Source organism: Cytobacillus sp. S13-E01 (assembly GCF_029193815.1).
GTDB lineage: Bacteria > Bacillota > Bacilli > Bacillales > Bacillaceae_L > Bacillus_BV.
The window spans coordinates 1-15,921 of sequence record NZ_JARFVC010000024.1 but is presented as its reverse complement, the minus strand read 5'-3'; the positions used below and the strand labels follow the sequence as shown (position 1 = coordinate 15,921).

Annotated in this window: 18 protein-coding genes; 5 read left to right on the top strand and 13 right to left on the bottom strand. The window is 35.8% G+C overall.

Going from position 1 to position 15,921, the window contains the following annotated elements:
* Positions 1 to 106: 106 nt before the first annotated feature.
* The 5 genes from PY093_RS14445 to PY093_RS14430 all read right to left on the bottom strand — a co-directional run bounded on the left by PY093_RS14445 (position 107) and on the right by PY093_RS14430 (position 4,726).
* Positions 107 to 1,123: a F510_1955 family glycosylhydrolase gene (locus tag PY093_RS14445; RefSeq protein WP_275646564.1), complete on the bottom strand. Its 1,017-nt coding sequence runs from the start codon at positions 1,121 to 1,123 to the stop codon at positions 107 to 109.
* Positions 1,124 to 1,432: 309 nt separating this feature from the next.
* Entirely contained in the window at positions 1,433 to 2,695 is a 1,263-nt protein-coding gene (locus PY093_RS14440) for an Nramp family divalent metal transporter (protein ID WP_275646600.1), read from the bottom strand.
* A 638-nt stretch (positions 2,696 to 3,333) separates the two neighbouring features.
* Positions 3,334 to 3,660 (bottom strand): ArsR/SmtB family transcription factor, encoded by a 327-nt coding sequence (locus tag PY093_RS14435; protein ID WP_275646563.1) that lies wholly within the window; start codon positions 3,658 to 3,660, stop codon positions 3,334 to 3,336.
* A gap of 529 nt (positions 3,661 to 4,189) precedes the next feature.
* On the bottom strand, positions 4,190 to 4,393 hold the full coding sequence (locus PY093_RS21450; protein ID WP_481769304.1) for a four-helix bundle copper-binding protein: 204 nt from the start codon (positions 4,391 to 4,393) through the stop codon (positions 4,190 to 4,192).
* 87 nt (positions 4,394 to 4,480) lie between these two features.
* Entirely contained in the window at positions 4,481 to 4,726 is a 246-nt protein-coding gene (locus tag PY093_RS14430) for a hypothetical protein (protein ID WP_275646562.1), read from the bottom strand.
* A gap of 212 nt (positions 4,727 to 4,938) precedes the next feature.
* On the opposite strand from PY093_RS14430, the gene PY093_RS14425 reads away from it, so the two are divergent.
* The gene (locus tag PY093_RS14425; RefSeq protein WP_275646561.1) at positions 4,939 to 5,127 is read left to right on the top strand and encodes a YjcZ family sporulation protein; all 189 of its coding nucleotides are present in this window, start codon (positions 4,939 to 4,941) and stop codon (positions 5,125 to 5,127) included.
* A gap of 260 nt (positions 5,128 to 5,387) precedes the next feature.
* Positions 5,388 to 5,672, top strand: a complete 285-nt coding sequence (locus tag PY093_RS14420) for a DUF6509 family protein (RefSeq protein ID WP_275646560.1) — start codon at positions 5,388 to 5,390, stop codon at positions 5,670 to 5,672.
* A 384-nt stretch (positions 5,673 to 6,056) separates the two neighbouring features.
* Here the strand turns inward: PY093_RS14420 and PY093_RS14415 are convergent, their stop codons facing one another.
* The 7 genes from PY093_RS14415 to PY093_RS14385 form a co-directional block, all read right to left on the bottom strand.
* The gene (locus PY093_RS14415) at positions 6,057 to 7,040 is read right to left on the bottom strand and encodes an ABC transporter ATP-binding protein (RefSeq protein WP_275646559.1); all 984 of its coding nucleotides are present in this window, start codon (positions 7,038 to 7,040) and stop codon (positions 6,057 to 6,059) included.
* 12 nt (positions 7,041 to 7,052) lie between these two features.
* Complete coding sequence (locus PY093_RS14410; protein ID WP_275646558.1) at positions 7,053 to 8,051, bottom strand: ABC transporter ATP-binding protein; 999 nt, start codon at positions 8,049 to 8,051, stop codon at positions 7,053 to 7,055.
* A gap of 15 nt (positions 8,052 to 8,066) precedes the next feature.
* Positions 8,067 to 8,996, bottom strand: a complete 930-nt coding sequence (locus tag PY093_RS14405) for an ABC transporter permease (RefSeq protein WP_275646557.1) — start codon at positions 8,994 to 8,996, stop codon at positions 8,067 to 8,069.
* The gene (locus PY093_RS14400; protein WP_275646556.1) at positions 8,996 to 9,925 is read right to left on the bottom strand and encodes an ABC transporter permease; all 930 of its coding nucleotides are present in this window, start codon (positions 9,923 to 9,925) and stop codon (positions 8,996 to 8,998) included. The genes PY093_RS14405 and PY093_RS14400 overlap by 1 nt, the downstream gene beginning before the upstream one ends.
* Before the next feature lie 122 nt (positions 9,926 to 10,047).
* A complete protein-coding gene (locus PY093_RS14395; RefSeq protein WP_275646555.1) occupies positions 10,048 to 11,742 on the bottom strand; it encodes a peptide ABC transporter substrate-binding protein in 1,695 nt (564 codons plus the stop codon).
* A 269-nt stretch (positions 11,743 to 12,011) separates the two neighbouring features.
* Positions 12,012 to 12,479 (bottom strand): hypothetical protein, encoded by a 468-nt coding sequence (locus PY093_RS14390; RefSeq protein ID WP_275646554.1) that lies wholly within the window; start codon positions 12,477 to 12,479, stop codon positions 12,012 to 12,014.
* Positions 12,480 to 12,489: 10 nt separating this feature from the next.
* Positions 12,490 to 12,654 carry a hypothetical protein gene (locus tag PY093_RS14385; protein WP_275646553.1) on the bottom strand — a complete coding sequence of 55 codons (165 nt, stop codon included), beginning with the start codon at positions 12,652 to 12,654 and terminating at the stop codon, positions 12,490 to 12,492.
* Positions 12,655 to 12,924: 270 nt separating this feature from the next.
* Here PY093_RS14385 and PY093_RS14380 point away from each other — a divergent pair, with 270 nt between their 5' ends.
* From PY093_RS14380 to PY093_RS14370, 3 genes are all read left to right on the top strand, one after another.
* The gene (locus PY093_RS14380; RefSeq protein ID WP_275646552.1) at positions 12,925 to 13,617 is read left to right on the top strand and encodes a Crp/Fnr family transcriptional regulator; all 693 of its coding nucleotides are present in this window, start codon (positions 12,925 to 12,927) and stop codon (positions 13,615 to 13,617) included.
* A 163-nt stretch (positions 13,618 to 13,780) separates the two neighbouring features.
* On the top strand, positions 13,781 to 14,254 hold the full coding sequence (locus tag PY093_RS14375; RefSeq protein WP_275646551.1) for an Hsp20/alpha crystallin family protein: 474 nt from the start codon (positions 13,781 to 13,783) through the stop codon (positions 14,252 to 14,254).
* A 224-nt stretch (positions 14,255 to 14,478) separates the two neighbouring features.
* Complete coding sequence (locus PY093_RS14370) at positions 14,479 to 14,805, top strand: hypothetical protein (RefSeq protein WP_275646550.1); 327 nt, start codon at positions 14,479 to 14,481, stop codon at positions 14,803 to 14,805.
* A gap of 519 nt (positions 14,806 to 15,324) precedes the next feature.
* Here PY093_RS14370 and PY093_RS14365 read toward each other — a convergent pair.
* On the bottom strand, positions 15,325 to 15,921 hold a 597-nt coding region (locus tag PY093_RS14365; RefSeq protein ID WP_275644170.1), incomplete at its 5' end, for a group II intron maturase-specific domain-containing protein.

Sequence of the window (15,921 nt, the reverse complement as noted above, 5' to 3'; positions counted from 1 at the left end):
AACCAGACCCGCCAATTTGAACAGGTCAGGTTTCCTCCAGGAAAGTTCAGCTGGCCGCATAATATCCTTACGCCCCGCAACCATTTACCTATTAAAGAACTCAGGATTATTTTAGATTCCCTTCTTCAACCAATGTTTTCCATGAGGCTGTCCCATCAGTAGTTTGGTATACGCTTCCGTTAAATGTAACAAAGGTTATTTCATTATCATTTTGAGGATTTTCAGCCAAATAAAGGACGGCATCCTGTTTCATGTCGGGCAGCTTCCTGTTTTTCTCAGATCCATCTGACAGTGAACGCTCCACTAATAGAGGTGTTCCATTATAAGCGCCATACCAAAGGGCATTTTCAGTAAAAAATATAGCCGTTCCCTGCATACCCTTTGTGATTAATTCAAAGTTCTTTCCCTTATCCTCTGACAGGTAGATACCTTCCTTTCCAGCTGCCGCGAGGATATCTGGATTATTTGGATGGACAGCAATGCTAATTATTTCCTGCTCCAGCCCTTGCGCACTTATCTCTTTCCAAGTTTTTGCTTCATCTTCACTAACATAGAATTTGTTTGCTTCCATTAGGGAATTTCTGTTCGGATTCATCACAAATATAACGTTCTTTTCAAAACCGACCCCCATTGCATGAAAATCCGTTTCTCCTTCAAGAGCAAGATTTTCAAGGGTTTGACCATTATCAAAGCTTCTTTTAATTCCAAATGGATTGGGGAGCTCTGAGTCTTCTCCTGGGTGTCCACTTGCATAAAAGCCATTTTTTGTTGCATTAAATCCCATATAATCATTGTTTTCTTCTTTTGTTTTGTACCATTTGCCATCTTCAAATACTTTTATACCGTCATGGGAAGCGAAAAACGGGGCATTTTGATTTCCGGCATATCCAAGTCCGTGGATATGTTCAATCTTACCATCGAACGGTTCAAAAAAACTGTTAGATGCAACGGCTCCATCCTTTTTCGGTACCTGCTCTGTCTTGGAGCTTTGACCGGTTTCCGGTTTTGTTTCCGTTTCATCTACTATATTTTTGTCTTCAAGATCTTCCTCGTTATCCTGCCCGCATGCCGTTAGAGCTAATGTAATCACTAGCACACCAATGATGAAAAAAAACTGTTTCATTACCTTTTCCTCCTACCAAAAATATTATAACTAATGCTAATTGTTACCCATTTGAATTATTGCACACCTAAATGGATATAAAAATTACAAAATGTCAAAGGTAACAGAAGGATGATTTGAGAAGATTATAAAGCCGATCGGGCAGTTTCCTTTGGTAAAATCAACTAAACTGTAATATACCTACCCCAATTATACCTTAATTAAATAAATGACGGATTTATTTAGACACAAAATTTTATGCTTTCACATATAAATTCTAATACCATTAAAAAGCCAGCAAAACATAAGGTTATGCCGACTTTTTCATCACTACCCTAAAAAGTACTGGTATAGCAAAAATATATTTAACGCAATGATAACAAAAGAGATGCCCCATGCAATGATTGTCGTAATCTTCTTATTAACTAGACCACCCATTAGTTTCCGATTGCTTGTAAAAAGAACCAATGGAATTAACGCAAATGCAATCCCAAAAGATAAAATGATTTGGCTCATTACAAGTGCTTTTGTTGCATCAATACCCATTGCAATAATTATAAGAGGTGGTGTAACGGTTATAAGGCGTCTTAAATATATTGGGATTCTTCTCCTTATAAACCCTTGCATAATAATATCCCCTGACATTGTACCGACAGTGGAACTTGCTAATCCTGCGGTAAGCAAGCCAATACCGAATAAAATAGCTGCAAAAGGACCAATTAAGATCCCCAATTGTTCAAAAGCTACACCTAAATCCTCTACAACTAAGCCATTATAAAAGAACGTTGATGCTGCTATTATTAACATGCTTGCATTGATAGCCCCTGCAATTACCATTGCAATCACAATATCAATAAACTCAAAACGGAATATCTTTTTGCGTTCTTCTTCGTTTCTACCAATTACCCGTCGCTGCGTAAGTGCTGAATGTAAATAAATAGCATGTGGCATTACCGTTGCCCCAAGTATTCCAGCAGCAAGTAGCACACTGTTCACATCGTCAAACCTTGGCGTAAACAAGCCAGTTAAAAGTGGACTCATTTCTGGGTTTGCAAAAAACACCTGAATTCCAAAAGCAATAACCACAATGAAAACAAGCCCAGTAATTCCTGCCTCTAAAGACCGTACTCCTCGTCTTTGTAATTCGAGAATAGCAAAAGATCCAATTGCTGCTATGATTGCTGACGGAAAAAGTGGAATACCAAAAAGTAAGTAAAGTCCAAGTGCCGTACCAATAAATTCTGCCAAATCCGTCGCTATCACTACTAATTCACCTTGAATCCAGAGCCCAAAGGAAACAGGCTTCGGAAATTGTTCTCGAGCTACTTCTGGTAAATTCTTTCCAGTGGCAATACCAAGTTTTGCAGACATGGATTGAATCAACACAGCCATCAAATTTGAGAATAACACAACCCAAAGCAACAAATATCCGTATTGGGATCCCGATGCTATATTTGTTGCGAAATTTCCGGGATCAATATAAGCTACAGCTGCTATAAAAGCAGGACCTAAAAACGGTAGCACTCTTCTGAATCCGTGTGTCCGACCACTTAAAGCATCTTGCGCGGACTTTGCCAATGCCTTTTGTTTCATTTTACTTGATGTCACTTTGATTCACCTCGTTACTTAGAGTAATCTACATTGTGTTTGTCTAATATAAAAATGTTTCCCTTAGACAAATTATATTCCCTCACTCAATTATGTGCAACAATAAGTTAAGTTTTTCTATAAAATATAATAAGTGATAGAAAGACATTTGGAGGGACTTCATGCCTACACCTGTATAGAAGAGTGTATTATAGTAAATTATTTACCCTATGACACTAAGGGGTATACTGACTTTCTGCTATAAAAGTACAATTTCTTGGTGTTAAACCCTCATCAGTAACGAAATGGTTCAAACGTGGAATTATGCTGAACCTAGATAATTTTGTATTTCTTTTTCTAGTTTGTTTTTTGTTTTTTTATATAAAAAGAAAATTCCTCCTACCAAAAGTAGGAGGAAGAATATAATGACGCTCTGGGAAAACCCATAAGCCGAATAAATCGGCAAATGCCGAAAATCTAACAAGATTATACGCAGGTGTACGTGAAATTTGTTAATTGGTTTATAATATTTCTGTTCTAGTTTTTAAATACTGAACCTTATACCAATATTGTGAGGTTCTTCTAACTATGAAGTAAAATAAATTAGAAAAGCGCAGGGTTTTTGCACCTCTTTATTTAAAATCCTAATGATGTCTAGCGTGATGAATTGTTTGTTCAAGTATGTTCATAACATGGTTATCATCATGTGAATAATACAAAGACGTTCCTTCACGGCGATATTTCACTAATCGTAAGTTTTTTAAAAATCGTAATTGGTGAGAAACCGTTGTTTGTAAAAGGCTTAATTTTTCAGCGATTTCATTTACAGAATGTTCCTTTTGGAATAAAAGGTGTAGAATTCTAATTCTTGTTGGATCACCAAGAGCTTTAAATGTCTGTGACACCATAAACAATGTTTCTTCATCTAACTCATCTGTAACGTCTGACGGTAGCTTTTTTTCATCTCCCATTTTTTCCTCCTACAATAACTAATCTATGAATATGGGTTCATGTTTGTTGTATAAATTTTACAAAATGTCTATAGATTAGTCAATTATCATCCTATAAAAAGTAGATAGACTTTTATAATTTATAATTCCTAAACTAAGAAAAAAAGATGCAAAATTCTAGCATTGAAACTTTTTGAAATCCTCCCAAAAGGATTTCAAAAATCGAAACTAAGCTAAAAGTACCAATCGGCGCGTCCATTAGAACCACAATTTCTTTATCAGAAGTTAATAAAAAGCGTGTTCAAATAAAATACTACCAACTAAAACGAAGGATAATAAAAATATCATTCAAACAAAAGCAAGATAGTATCTCCAAAATGACGAGAGATTAACAAAAAACATTCCAATCATATTAAAAGAATGCCTTCCTGAGATTTTGCATCTTTTGCATCATTTATCATATGTTACCTCAATTGTAACCTATGCTGCATTATTTTAGGGAGGTAGTTGCGTTTTCCGCCCACCTTAAGGAACGTAAACGGTGTTGCAGCTAACGACATTCTTGTGTACAGTGTAAGCATGTTTGTAGCACATTATTGTGATTAGCATCTGGAAACTGTCCACATGTATTTCCACATAATTCATAAACATATGCAAAATATCGAGCAACGGATATAGCTAAATGATTATTTTCAGCTAAGTATTTTGCAAATATCTGGACAATCTCGAAGCAATTGAATTTCAGTTCACCCAATATTTTTTTAAGTAGATATTATAGTGACAAACGAATTAGGAGACTCCTGTCTTCTCAAATTGAAGTACAGGAGTAAAATTCCTTACCTTATTTGCTCGTGTCCTCTAAATTATGACGCTTTTCTATATCTTGTATTTCCCCTTCTTGCTCATTTACTTCATCCATTTGTTTTCTTTTTCCCCAAAAGAGCCCCCATGGATCTCTCCTTGAAAAGTCGCCTTCTTTTCGATCATCAATATGATCATCAATACGATCATGAATAATTTCAACGTTTTTTGCATGAATGATTAAGTTATCAACATAAATTACCTTTTCTTTTTTATTTCCGGACATCCCTACACCTCCCCTATCATGTTAATCGTTTATATCCTATTCAAGTAAATCTTCTAACGTATGGGCATATATATCCATTTAGAGCATTCTTTAAGAATTATTTTCTAATTCCTTATCAACATTACTTTTTTATTAAAATAGGCATAAGTACAATCAATTCTACTCTTTCCATAATAGGCTATATTAATCCTATAAATGAAAGGAGAATTATTATGGGTTTTGGATATGGATTTGGTAATTATGGCGGCTATGGCGCTGGTGTTGGTGGCTATGGCGCTGGTGTTGGTGGCTATGGCGCTGGTGTCGGTGGCTATGGCGCTGGTGTCGGTGGAGGCGGAGCATTCGCTCTGATCGTAGTATTATTCATTTTACTAATAATTGTTGGAGCAGCCTTTGTATAATTAATATGCTTTAACAATTAACTAAGGACCGACTAGCGAATCGGTCCTTTTTTATCGCTCTATACTCTTCCCTTGGGATAGGCATATGAATATGTGTAAACTATATACCATTATTTAAAAAAAGAAAGTAAGTTGATGAACGAGGTCTCTAAGTCTGAAGCAATACCACTTTATATAGCAGCATTAATGTATTCCTTTTATAATTCTCATTGTATGTATATAATAAGAGAGGATTTAAAAAGAGAGGATGAAACTAACATATGAACATAACTGGTCATACCATTTCAAAATTAGAGGACCCTATGGGTTTATTAACTGGTGAGCGTTATGAATTTATATTACATATAGAGGTTCCGATTGAAGATGAGTTACACTCTGAAAAAGGCATCTTTATTAGAGCTATACTCGTCACAGACGAAAAGGGTGAACGCATTGCACAGTACCATTTAATTGAGAAGGAAACTAATCAACATTTAGATTTTGAGCTTGAACAAGAAGAAGAAGAGATGATCATTACATACTGCAAAAATCATTTTACTAAATAAGAGAAACGTAGGGAGACCGCAACTAGACACCAAAACTAGGTGAAAATTTTTATGCTTTCTTACAATAAGCAAAGAGCAGAGATGTTTCATTATCTCTGCTCTTTTATGTTTTATGTATATTTTCTTGATTCATCACCACTTTTTGTGATTTGACTAAAAAAAGGAAAACATTCACAGATTCCTGGCAATAATGTTAGTGACTAAAACAAACATTACAGGAGATTCTGGAATTTTTTTCCATTTCACTAGATTTGCCAGAATTTGATGTTGTTAAACAAGAGACTTTTCCTACTCATTATATCGTCCATGTTCACAAATAATGGTGAAGAGACATTTTCTTAGATATGAATCGACTTATAAATAAAAAATCGACCCCATAACGGATCAATTTTTTGTAGTTTCATTATATAAATGGCATGCAGTAAAATGTCGAGGTTTTACTTCTTTCCACCCTGGAGTCTCTTTTGCACAAATATCCATGGCGTGCTGGCAACGAGTTCTAAAAACACAGCCACTCGGGGGATTCATAGGACTTGGAACATCTCCTTCTAATATAATCCGCTCTGAGTGTTTGGTCGGATCCGGAATTGGAACAGCAGACAATAAGGCTTGAGTATATGGATGTAGTGGTTCTTCATACACCTCTTCACTATCTGCAAGTTCAACCATATTTCCTAGATACATGACTAATACTCGATCAGAAATATATTTTACCATCGAGAGATCATGTGCAATAAATAAATACGTTAATCCCATTTTCTCTTGCAAATCCTTTAACAAATTGACTACTTGGGCTTGGATTGAAACATCTAGTGCAGATATTGGTTCATCACAAACAATAAACTTTGGATTAAGCGCCAACGCTCTTGCAATTCCAATCCTTTGCCTTTGCCCGCCACTAAATTCATGAGGATAACGGTTTGCGTGTTCCGGATTTAGGCCAACTAGTTCTAATAATTCGACTACACGTTCCTTACGTTTTTTCCCTTTAGCTACACGATGAATATCTAGCGGTTCTGCAATAATATCCTCAATTTGCATTCTAGGATTAAGAGATGCGTAAGGGTCTTGGAAAATAATTTGGACATCCTTTCGAAGCCTCTTCATAGCTGAAGATGATAGTTTATATATATTTTCCCCATCAAAGATTACTTCACCATCTGATGGTTCCAACAAACGGATAATTGTTTTACCTACAGTTGATTTCCCACATCCACTTTCACCAACTAACCCAACTGTTTCTCCACGTAAAATATCTAAGCTTATATTGTCCACAGCTTTTAAAGGGACTCCACTTGAGTGAAAGTACTTTTTCAGATTTTTTATTTGTACCAAAGGCTTCTCATTTATTGTTGATTCAGTCGACAACGTAATCCCTCCTTATGAACTCTTTTGTACAGACTTTGCTAAAGGGTGGTGTAACCAACAAGCCGCTTGCGCAGTTTTACCGATTTTTTCAAGAGTTGGTGCATGCTCTTTACATACTTTCATAGCCTTCTCACAACGGGCATAGAAAGCACAACCCTTTGGAGGATCAAGTAAATCTGGTGGAGTACCTGGAATTGGAGATAACTTTTCATTCCTACTCATATCTATTCGAGGCATCGATTTTAATAGACCTTCTGTATAGGGATGGTTGGGACTAGCGAAAATTTCATTTATGGTACCGGATTCAACAACTTGACCTGCGTACATGATTACAACTCGGTCACACATTTCTGCAACTACTCCAAGATCGTGTGTAATTAAAATAATCGATGTATCCGTTTTTTCTTGAAGGTCTTTCATTAGTTTTAAAATCTGGGCTTGGATTGTAACATCCAATGCAGTTGTTGGTTCATCTGCTATTAATAGGTTGGGTTGACAAACAAGCGCCATTGCTATCATTACCCTCTGACGCATTCCTCCCGAAAATTCATGTGGGTATTGATTATAACGTTTTTCAGGGTTCGGTATGCCTACCATCTCTAACATATTGATCGCAGTGCCATATGCCTCTTTTCGCGACATACTATTATGTTTTAAAAGCCCTTCTGTAATTTGCACTCCAATGCGACTCGTGGGGTTTAATGAAGTCATTGGGTCTTGAAAAATCATCCCTATTTCATTGCCACGTATTTTTTGCATTTCTCTTTCACTTTTTTCAGCTAGATTACTATTGTTTAAATGAATAGACCCCTCCTTAATGATTGCTTGAGGTTCCGGTAGTAGACGCATAATGGATTTCGCAGTTACACTTTTACCGCAACCTGATTCACCAACAATTGCTACAGCCTCACCAGGTTTCACATAAAAAGATACACCCCTGACCGCCTGTACTTCACCAGCATACGTTTTAAACGAAACGTGTAAGTCCTTTACTTCTAACAAATTCCCCATTGGTTGTCCTCCCTACTATTTTCGTAATTTAGGATCTAAAGCGTCTCTTAAACCATCTCCAAAGACATTAAAAGCAAACATAGTTAGTGATATGAGAATAGCAGGAATAAACAATTGATAAAAGTTACCTATTAATATACTCCCAAGGGCGTCATTGGCCATTGTCCCCCAACTCGCTTCCGGTGCAGGGATCCCTAACCCTAGAAAACTAAGAGTGGCTTCTGCAAAAATTGCCGATGGAACAGTTAATGTTACATTTACTAAAATAGGTCCCATTGTATTAGGAATTAAATGCTTCCTAAGAGACCAGGAGGTAGAAGCTCCCATTGCGTTAGCAGCCTGAATATACTCGTATTCCTTTAATTGTAGTACTTGACCTCTAACAAGCCTTGCCATCGGAATCCAACCGGTGATAGTCATCGCAATGATTATCGGCCATAAACCACGTTCTAACACAATCATAATTAAAATAACCATTAATAAATATGGTATTGCATAAAGGATCTCAGCAATCCTCATCATTGCATTATCAACCTTTCCACCCTTGACCGCTGAAATACCTCCATATACAACACCTGCAACGAAATCTATTAGTGCCGCCATAAAACCAATAAACAAGGAGATTCTTGCGCCATACCAGGCTCTTGTAAACAAATCACGACCTGATTGATCAGTTCCAAACCAATGTTCTAAGTTCGGACGCAAATTCTTTTTAGTAAAATCTTGTTCATAATATGTGTATCCATTTAAATAAGGACCAATTAGCGCCATGATTACCAAGAAAATAATAACGATTAAACCAAACATCGCCAATTTATTTTCTTTAAAACGTCGCCACGTATCTGCCCAATAAGACTGGATAGGACGAGATATTTTTTCAGCCTCTTTAAAGTTATCCTCTACAGGAGTAAACATATCCTCTGTTAACTTTAGATCATTTGCCATTATTTACTCTCCCCCGTCACCTTAATTCTTGGATCGATCCATGTGTAAGCAATATCGACTATGAATATCAAGAAGATGAGGATTGCACTATAAAAAACGGTAGAACCAAGAATAACTGGATAATCTCGGTTTGAAATACCTTTAACAAACATTTCTCCCATACCAGGTATCCCGAAAATGCTTTCAATAATAAAACTTCCAGTTACAAGGTTTGCAGTTAATATCCCAAGTACCGTTATTACAGGTAATATCGCATTTCTTACCGCATGCTTTATGATTATTACACCTTTTTTTAACCCTTTTGCTTTTGCTGTAATAATATAATCTTGACTTAAAACCTCTAACATACTTGAACGCATCAACCGAGCTATATATGCCATGGGCATCATTGCAAGGGAGATGGATGGTAAAACTGTATGTGACCATGATTTCCAGGTAGCAACCGGGAATAATCTCCATTCCACTGCTAAGAAATTCATTAAAAACGTTGCTAATATAAAACTAGGTACTGAAATTCCGATAATCGCAAGAACCATAGATAGATAGTCAGGAAATTTGTTCCGATATAAGGATGCGATAACACCAAGGATTAACCCAAAAGTAACCGCAATCAAAAGAGCCTGAGCACCTAAATGTAAAGATATCGGGAACCCATTTTTAATATAATCGTTAACTGAAATAGAAGATGATTTTAAAGAAGGTCCAAAATCAAATTGAACTAATGCTTTTAAATAAAGACCGTACTGCACGATTAGTGGTTTGTCCAAGTTATAGTAGCTTTGTAAATTATCATATACCGCTTTAGGCATTGTTCCTTCTTGTGCAAATGGATTTCCAGGAATAGTATGCATTAGTGTAAAAGTAATTGTAATAATTACCCACAACGTAAGCACTGCCCAACCTAGTCGTTTGATGGTATACATCAACATTTCATTACCCCCCAATAATTTCAATTAATGGTTTCTATTTTAAATATGCGGTAGAGAATAAATATAATAGTCATTAAAAATCGGGGTATACCCTAAGCATACCTCGATTCTTATGAAACCTATTACTTTTTAATATCCGCATAAATAAACTGAGGATAACTGTTAATTGGTGTATAAATACCAGTCACATATGGTTTAACAGTAAATGGTTTTGTGTAGAAATAGACTGGTATAATTGGCATCTCATCCATTAATATCTTCTCAGCGTCATGCATTGCTTGCATACGTTCTGCCTGATCCATTGAAGACTTAGCTAAGTTTACAAGTCTATCATACTCAGCATTACTCCAATTAGCATCATTATAGGGTCCATCTGATACCCATAAATCCATAAATGTCATTGGATCAACATAGTCACCAACCCAGCCTGCCCGCGAAATCGTATAGTCTCCTGCCTTTTCACGATCAAGTTTTACTTGGAACTCTACATTTTCAAGTGTAATTTCAACACCTAAATTTTTACGAAACATTTCTTGAACGGCTTCAGCAATTAGCTTATGCCCTTCAGAAGTGTTATATGTTAACGTAAATGGAGGAAGTGCGTCCATACCTTCTTTCGCTAAACCTTCTTCTAATAGTTTCTTAGCTTCTTCTGCGTTTGCCTCAAATAATTTACCTGTGTTTTCTTGAAAATCACCAATTACATCAGGTATTCCAGGAGGAACTACCGAGTAAGCTGGTGTTTGACCACCTTGAGCGACGTGCTCAACAATCGTTTCACGATCAATTGCCATCGACAATGCTTTTCTAACTTTAGCGTTATTAAACGGTTTTACTTCAGTATTGATATTATAGTAGTAGATAGCTAGATCTGGTCCAAGGTTGAACTCTGGATCATTATTAGCTAGTAATTGTCCTTGGACATCCTGTGGTAATGGATAAACTAGATCTATCTCATCAGAACGATACATCTGCCAAACAGTGTTCTCATCATCAATAATCACAAATTGAACCTCATCTAAATTGATTTTTGCACTATCATAATAATATTCGTTTTTCTCAAGCTTCATGCTTTCTTTATGCTTCCATTCAGTTAATTTGAAGGCTCCGTTAGATACATAAGTGTCTGCTTCTTGATACCACTCTGGATTTTCCTCTTGTACTTTTTTATTAATTGGGTAATAAGTATAGAATGAAGTTAAATCTAAGAAATATGGAGTACCCGTAACAAGTTTTACTTCTAGTGTTTTATCATTAAGTGCTTTAACTCCTACAGCGTCCTCAAGTGCTTGTAAATCAGCACCCTCTTCAGCTGCGTTAAACGCTTCTCCACCTTCTAGATAATAAAGTTGATAAGCATATGTAGACGCAGTTTTAGGATTTAAAGCATACTTCCAGGCATACTCAAAATCTTGAGCGGTTACCGGGTCACCATTTGACCATTTAACCCCATCTCGTAAATAGAATGTCCAAGTCTTACCATCTTCACTTGTATCCCATGTTTCTGCCATTCCAGCTACGATTTCACCTTCTGGCGTTTTCTTTGTTAATCCTTCAAATGAATGCTCTAAAACCCATGAATCATGTGTTCCTTGTGCAGTTCCAGGGTGTAATGAACCTGGCTCTGAACTATTGTTTAGCCTTAAAATTTTAGGTTCGTTATTTTCCGCTGGTTTTTCTTCAGTACTGTCTGCTGGTTTTTCAGTGTCCGTTGGTGTAGCTGGACTATTTGCTTCCTCGCCGCCACTAAAACAGCCTGCAAGCGCAATGAAGACTGCAAAAAATAATGCCATTAAAGATAAGTACTTTCTTTTCAAATTTTTTCCCCCTTACTAGATTATTAATTCTGAAATCATAAACTAGTCTGATTTTTATTTTCAATTTTACCATAATATATTGAAAAATATTACAGAAATATTAAAAATTGGTTAATTATAAATTCCTAAACAAGAAAAGCGCAGGGCGCCCGGAACTAGACGTAGATAGACAAAGACACGAAGTTATACACAACCTTACAATTTTGTAAATTCCTAAACAACAAAAAAGTGGAGCATCCTCCACTTTTTTAAAATTTATTAACAGCCTTTTATTGATTACGACGAAGTATTAATATAATAGCCCTGATAATAAATCCCACCAAAACCCCAGGAATCACAAATAGCATGGGTAACCATACAGGTCCTAAAATTTTTCCGAAAATCATAATGTGACTTGAGTACATTAAACCAACAGTGACAAAGTAGGCTGAAAATACATAGGGCAGAAAAATAAACCTCGAACTTTCGGGTGTTGCTGTACGATGAGCATCCCAAATCGCAAACATATAAACACATGGGTAAAACATGAGCCACTGATAATCGGTAACATTAATTGCCCCTTCTATATCACCTAAAAAGCTGAGTCTAATCGCTGTGTTAAAATTACTACTAACATTTATAATAAATTCTAATAGTATAAAAAGAATTCCTTTAAATAATTGTTTATTCAGTATCTGACCAAAGCCAGGTAAAGCTATACTCCATAATATAACTTCTATTGTTTTATCATTTTTCATAGGGGCACCATTAACAGAATTTAAGTGATCGTCTTATTGGAGAACCCACAAATGCAGGAAATGGAGTTTCAAAAAGTGTTATTTCTTGCTTATTTTCTAAAGCTGCTAGTATTATGTACCATCTGTTTCGATGGAATCTTAAAATCGATTTACCTTTTTCTCTAGTTTGTACCATAACCTAAGTCTCACTTTCTCGTGGAGTTTTTATATTCATAATATGATGTAAAATAGAGGAAATTATGTACTAGATAATAAAACAAGATAATTGGTGTATCATTTGAGTTAGTAGTTACTGGCAGTATCGCCTTTTAAGATCCAAATCCAATTTGTTATCAAAATGTGAACAACAGTATCATACTTTCCTATATATTTCTGATTTTTTCTTTTTAATATTCACTTACTATTTGCTACAATTAATTAAGTACTTAGTAATGGAGTTGATAGTATGGACCGAACAACAATTGAAGAAGTATTGAAATTAGTACCTCTTTTTAAGGAACTTTCAAGGGATGAATTATTAGAAATCGTTAACATTGCTCAAAATCGACATTTTATTAAGGGTATCCATGTCTTCATGCAAGACGATCCACTTGAGAATGTCTACTTTATTCATAGCGGCAAAGTTAAAATCTATCGAAACGACGTAAACGGAAAAGAACAAATTGTGTCCATATTTAAATCAGGTGATATGTTTCCGCATGTTGGTTTTTTTCGTAAGGGAACCTACCCTGCCTTTGCTCAAGTTATTGAGGATGCTCGAATTGTTATAATTTCAATTGCGCATTTTGAAAAGTTGCTTCTTCAACATCCTCAAGTTTGCATAAAACTTTTTCGCGTAATGGGCGAAAAAATTATTGATCTTCAAAACCGACTTGAATCACAAATATTAAATAATACATACGAGCAAATCATCAAGCTTTTATTACGTCTGGCAGACACAGATGGAAAGTTGCTAACGGATGGTACTACTATTTTAACAACACACTTTACAAATAAAGACATGGCGAATATGATTGGTACAACAAGAGAAACGGTTAGCAGAACCTTAACTAAGTTGAAAAAAAAGAATTTCATTAAAACAGATGAGCAAGGTTATTTTATATTTGACAAACATGTAATTGAGAACGAACTAGCTTAATTACATACAAATTTTTAAATTAAGCAAGGCCACCACATGGTCTTGCTTTTTTTCTATCTAAAATGCGTGTTCTAGATATGTGTTGATCTAAAAAAATAATAACCGAATACATTTTAGTTGAATATTTTATTAAAGACCCAGAAACATAGTAGGAGGTAATACGATGGATCCAGATAAAGATAAACAATACCCCAAAAAGCTTGAAAGAGAACCATTTGGTGATTTAATGAAATCGATGAATGATTTTTTTCATCAAAAACCTGTTAGAAAGCTTTTAGACACCATTGATGATTTTTTTGATCACCCATTTCCAGTGCTACAAATTCCAGTAGATATGTATGAAACAGAAAATGAACTTGTTATAAAAGCTGATCTCCCTGGGATAAAAAGAGAACAGATAAGCATTGAATTTATTGGAAATCAACTAATTATTTCCATCAATCATACTGAACAACTTGAGGAGACTAATACCAAACAAAATTATTACTATAAAAAACTCTCTAGCAATAAATCATCAAGGACGATTAGCTTACCTTATACTGTCAAAGAAAAGGATGTAAAAGCCTCTTATCGCGATGGTGTTTTAACAATACGTGTCCCTAGACAAAGAAGGAAACGAATTATACTAGATGACTAACAAAACAGAGGAGTTTTTGTAAAAGCATACGAATCATTTTATAATTTCTTACCTAAAAGCAAAGAGCGTTGAATTTAATCTAAGTAATTCGGTTCAGAGGTAGAAAATCAAAAATAACAGGTCATTTTTAAGACGAATTCGCATATGAATTCGTCTTTATATCTATACTGATATTATAAGGTTTATGTGTTCCTACTGTTAAAATTCAAATAGATAATAATGAATTGACGGAATTAGAAGAAGCAAATATAGAATGGCGTTCTCCTGTACAATACCAAATAGAAACGGAAGACATTCAATCGTTGGCAAGAGAGCAAAAACAAGTAATGGTTAATTCTGGACAACAAGCAGAATTACTTTTTGAACATGAAGATTTTGATGTTAGAGAGTTAAACATTTCGGTTTGGGTAAACGATGAAAAGAAAAAATTAGAACTAAGTGATAACCGTACATTTTATTTCCCAGAAGTAAAAGGGGAGTATGTGTTAGATTTAGTACTTCGAACGAGTAAAGGCTATGTTCAATATGCGGGGAATATCGTCATTCAGTAATAGAAATTATCTGTTTGTAGTAAATGCAAAACTTTATTGAACTTATTGGTGCATTTATTGAATAACAAGTCATTAAAATATGAAAAAACGCAGAAGGGGTCCGTTTTGAGGTGCAAATCCTATAAATGACAATAAGAAAAGCGCAGGGCGCCCACCTTTCGGCGACAAGCATAAGACGAGCCCTGACTGAAGGCGTTTTTTGCCTTTGGGAAGGGATTGGTTTATGACCTCGAGCCGATGGCGCCCGGAGCTAGACACTAAAACTAGGTACAAACTTTTATGCTTTCTTATCTTTGAACAAAGGCGTGCAGTCTGACACCTCTTTGACACCCATAAATAAAAAGAAAGAGCGAACTCTCAAGGACCAAGAGATGAGGAAATCAGCATGGTTTAATAAATAAGCGGAGAAATTTCGAGGTATTATATATCCCTATATAAATCGAGTAGAGTGAACGAATCAGAAGATTGATTCGTTCGACCCTCTCACACCACCGTACGTACGGACCCGTATACGGCGGTTCAATAATTTGAGTGTACAAACTGGTATTTTGCGGATATATCCATATATCCGAGTTGTACCAGTTTTCTATCTGTTAAAGACCTATGAAGGATATAACTGGCAGAAATCCTCCAGTAACCCTTTCGGGTATTTGACCATTCATAGGCTTTTTGCTTTTCGATACCTAGTTGAATGAGATTCCTACGTTTGGTTCGTGGGTTTTTCCACTGTTTCCAAATGTATTGTCTGATTCGTCGTTTCAACCAACCATTCAAATCATTCATAAAGCTTTTCATTTCACCAATGCCGTAGTAGTTTATCCACCCTGTCATTAGCTGCTTGATTTGTTTGAAGAGGACTTCAATGCTCTTCCCTCTGCTCCGCTTTGTTATTTTCTTCAACTTTTGCTTCACGGTAGACTTAGCCTTATGATGTGGTCGGATTTTGACACCGTTTCTAGTTGCCAGTAGGCAAAAACCCAGGAACTTTCGTTTCAGTGGACTTCCTACCGCACTTTTCTCACGATTCACGGTTAATTTCAGTTCACCCTCTAGGAAATTGATTGAGTTCTCCATCACTCGATAACCTGCCCGTCTACTTTTGACGTAAATATTGCA

Excerpts from the sequence above, each read along its gene's own strand:
- PY093_RS14445 (WP_275646564.1), bottom strand. The coding sequence starts at position 1,123 with ATGAAACAGTTTTTTTTCATCATTGGTGTGCTAGTGATTACATTAGCT.
- PY093_RS14440 (WP_275646600.1), bottom strand. The coding sequence starts at position 2,695 with ATGAAACAAAAGGCATTGGCAAAGTCCGCGCAAGATGCTTTAAGTGGT.
- PY093_RS14435 (WP_275646563.1), bottom strand. The coding sequence starts at position 3,660 with ATGGGAGATGAAAAAAAGCTACCGTCAGACGTTACAGATGAGTTAGAT.
- PY093_RS14430 (WP_275646562.1), bottom strand. The coding sequence starts at position 4,726 with ATGTCCGGAAATAAAAAAGAAAAGGTAATTTATGTTGATAACTTAATC.
- PY093_RS14425 (WP_275646561.1), top strand. The coding sequence starts at position 4,939 with ATGGGTTTTGGATATGGATTTGGTAATTATGGCGGCTATGGCGCTGGT.
- PY093_RS14420 (WP_275646560.1), top strand. The coding sequence starts at position 5,388 with ATGAACATAACTGGTCATACCATTTCAAAATTAGAGGACCCTATGGGT.
- PY093_RS14410 (WP_275646558.1), bottom strand. The coding sequence starts at position 8,051 with ATGGGGAATTTGTTAGAAGTAAAGGACTTACACGTTTCGTTTAAAACG.
- PY093_RS14405 (WP_275646557.1), bottom strand. The coding sequence starts at position 8,996 with ATGGCAAATGATCTAAAGTTAACAGAGGATATGTTTACTCCTGTAGAG.
- PY093_RS14400 (WP_275646556.1), bottom strand. The coding sequence starts at position 9,925 with ATGTTGATGTATACCATCAAACGACTAGGTTGGGCAGTGCTTACGTTG.
- PY093_RS14390 (WP_275646554.1), bottom strand. The coding sequence starts at position 12,479 with ATGAAAAATGATAAAACAATAGAAGTTATATTATGGAGTATAGCTTTA.
- PY093_RS14385 (WP_275646553.1), bottom strand. The coding sequence starts at position 12,654 with ATGGTACAAACTAGAGAAAAAGGTAAATCGATTTTAAGATTCCATCGA.
- PY093_RS14380 (WP_275646552.1), top strand. The coding sequence starts at position 12,925 with ATGGACCGAACAACAATTGAAGAAGTATTGAAATTAGTACCTCTTTTT.
- PY093_RS14375 (WP_275646551.1), top strand. The coding sequence starts at position 13,781 with ATGGATCCAGATAAAGATAAACAATACCCCAAAAAGCTTGAAAGAGAA.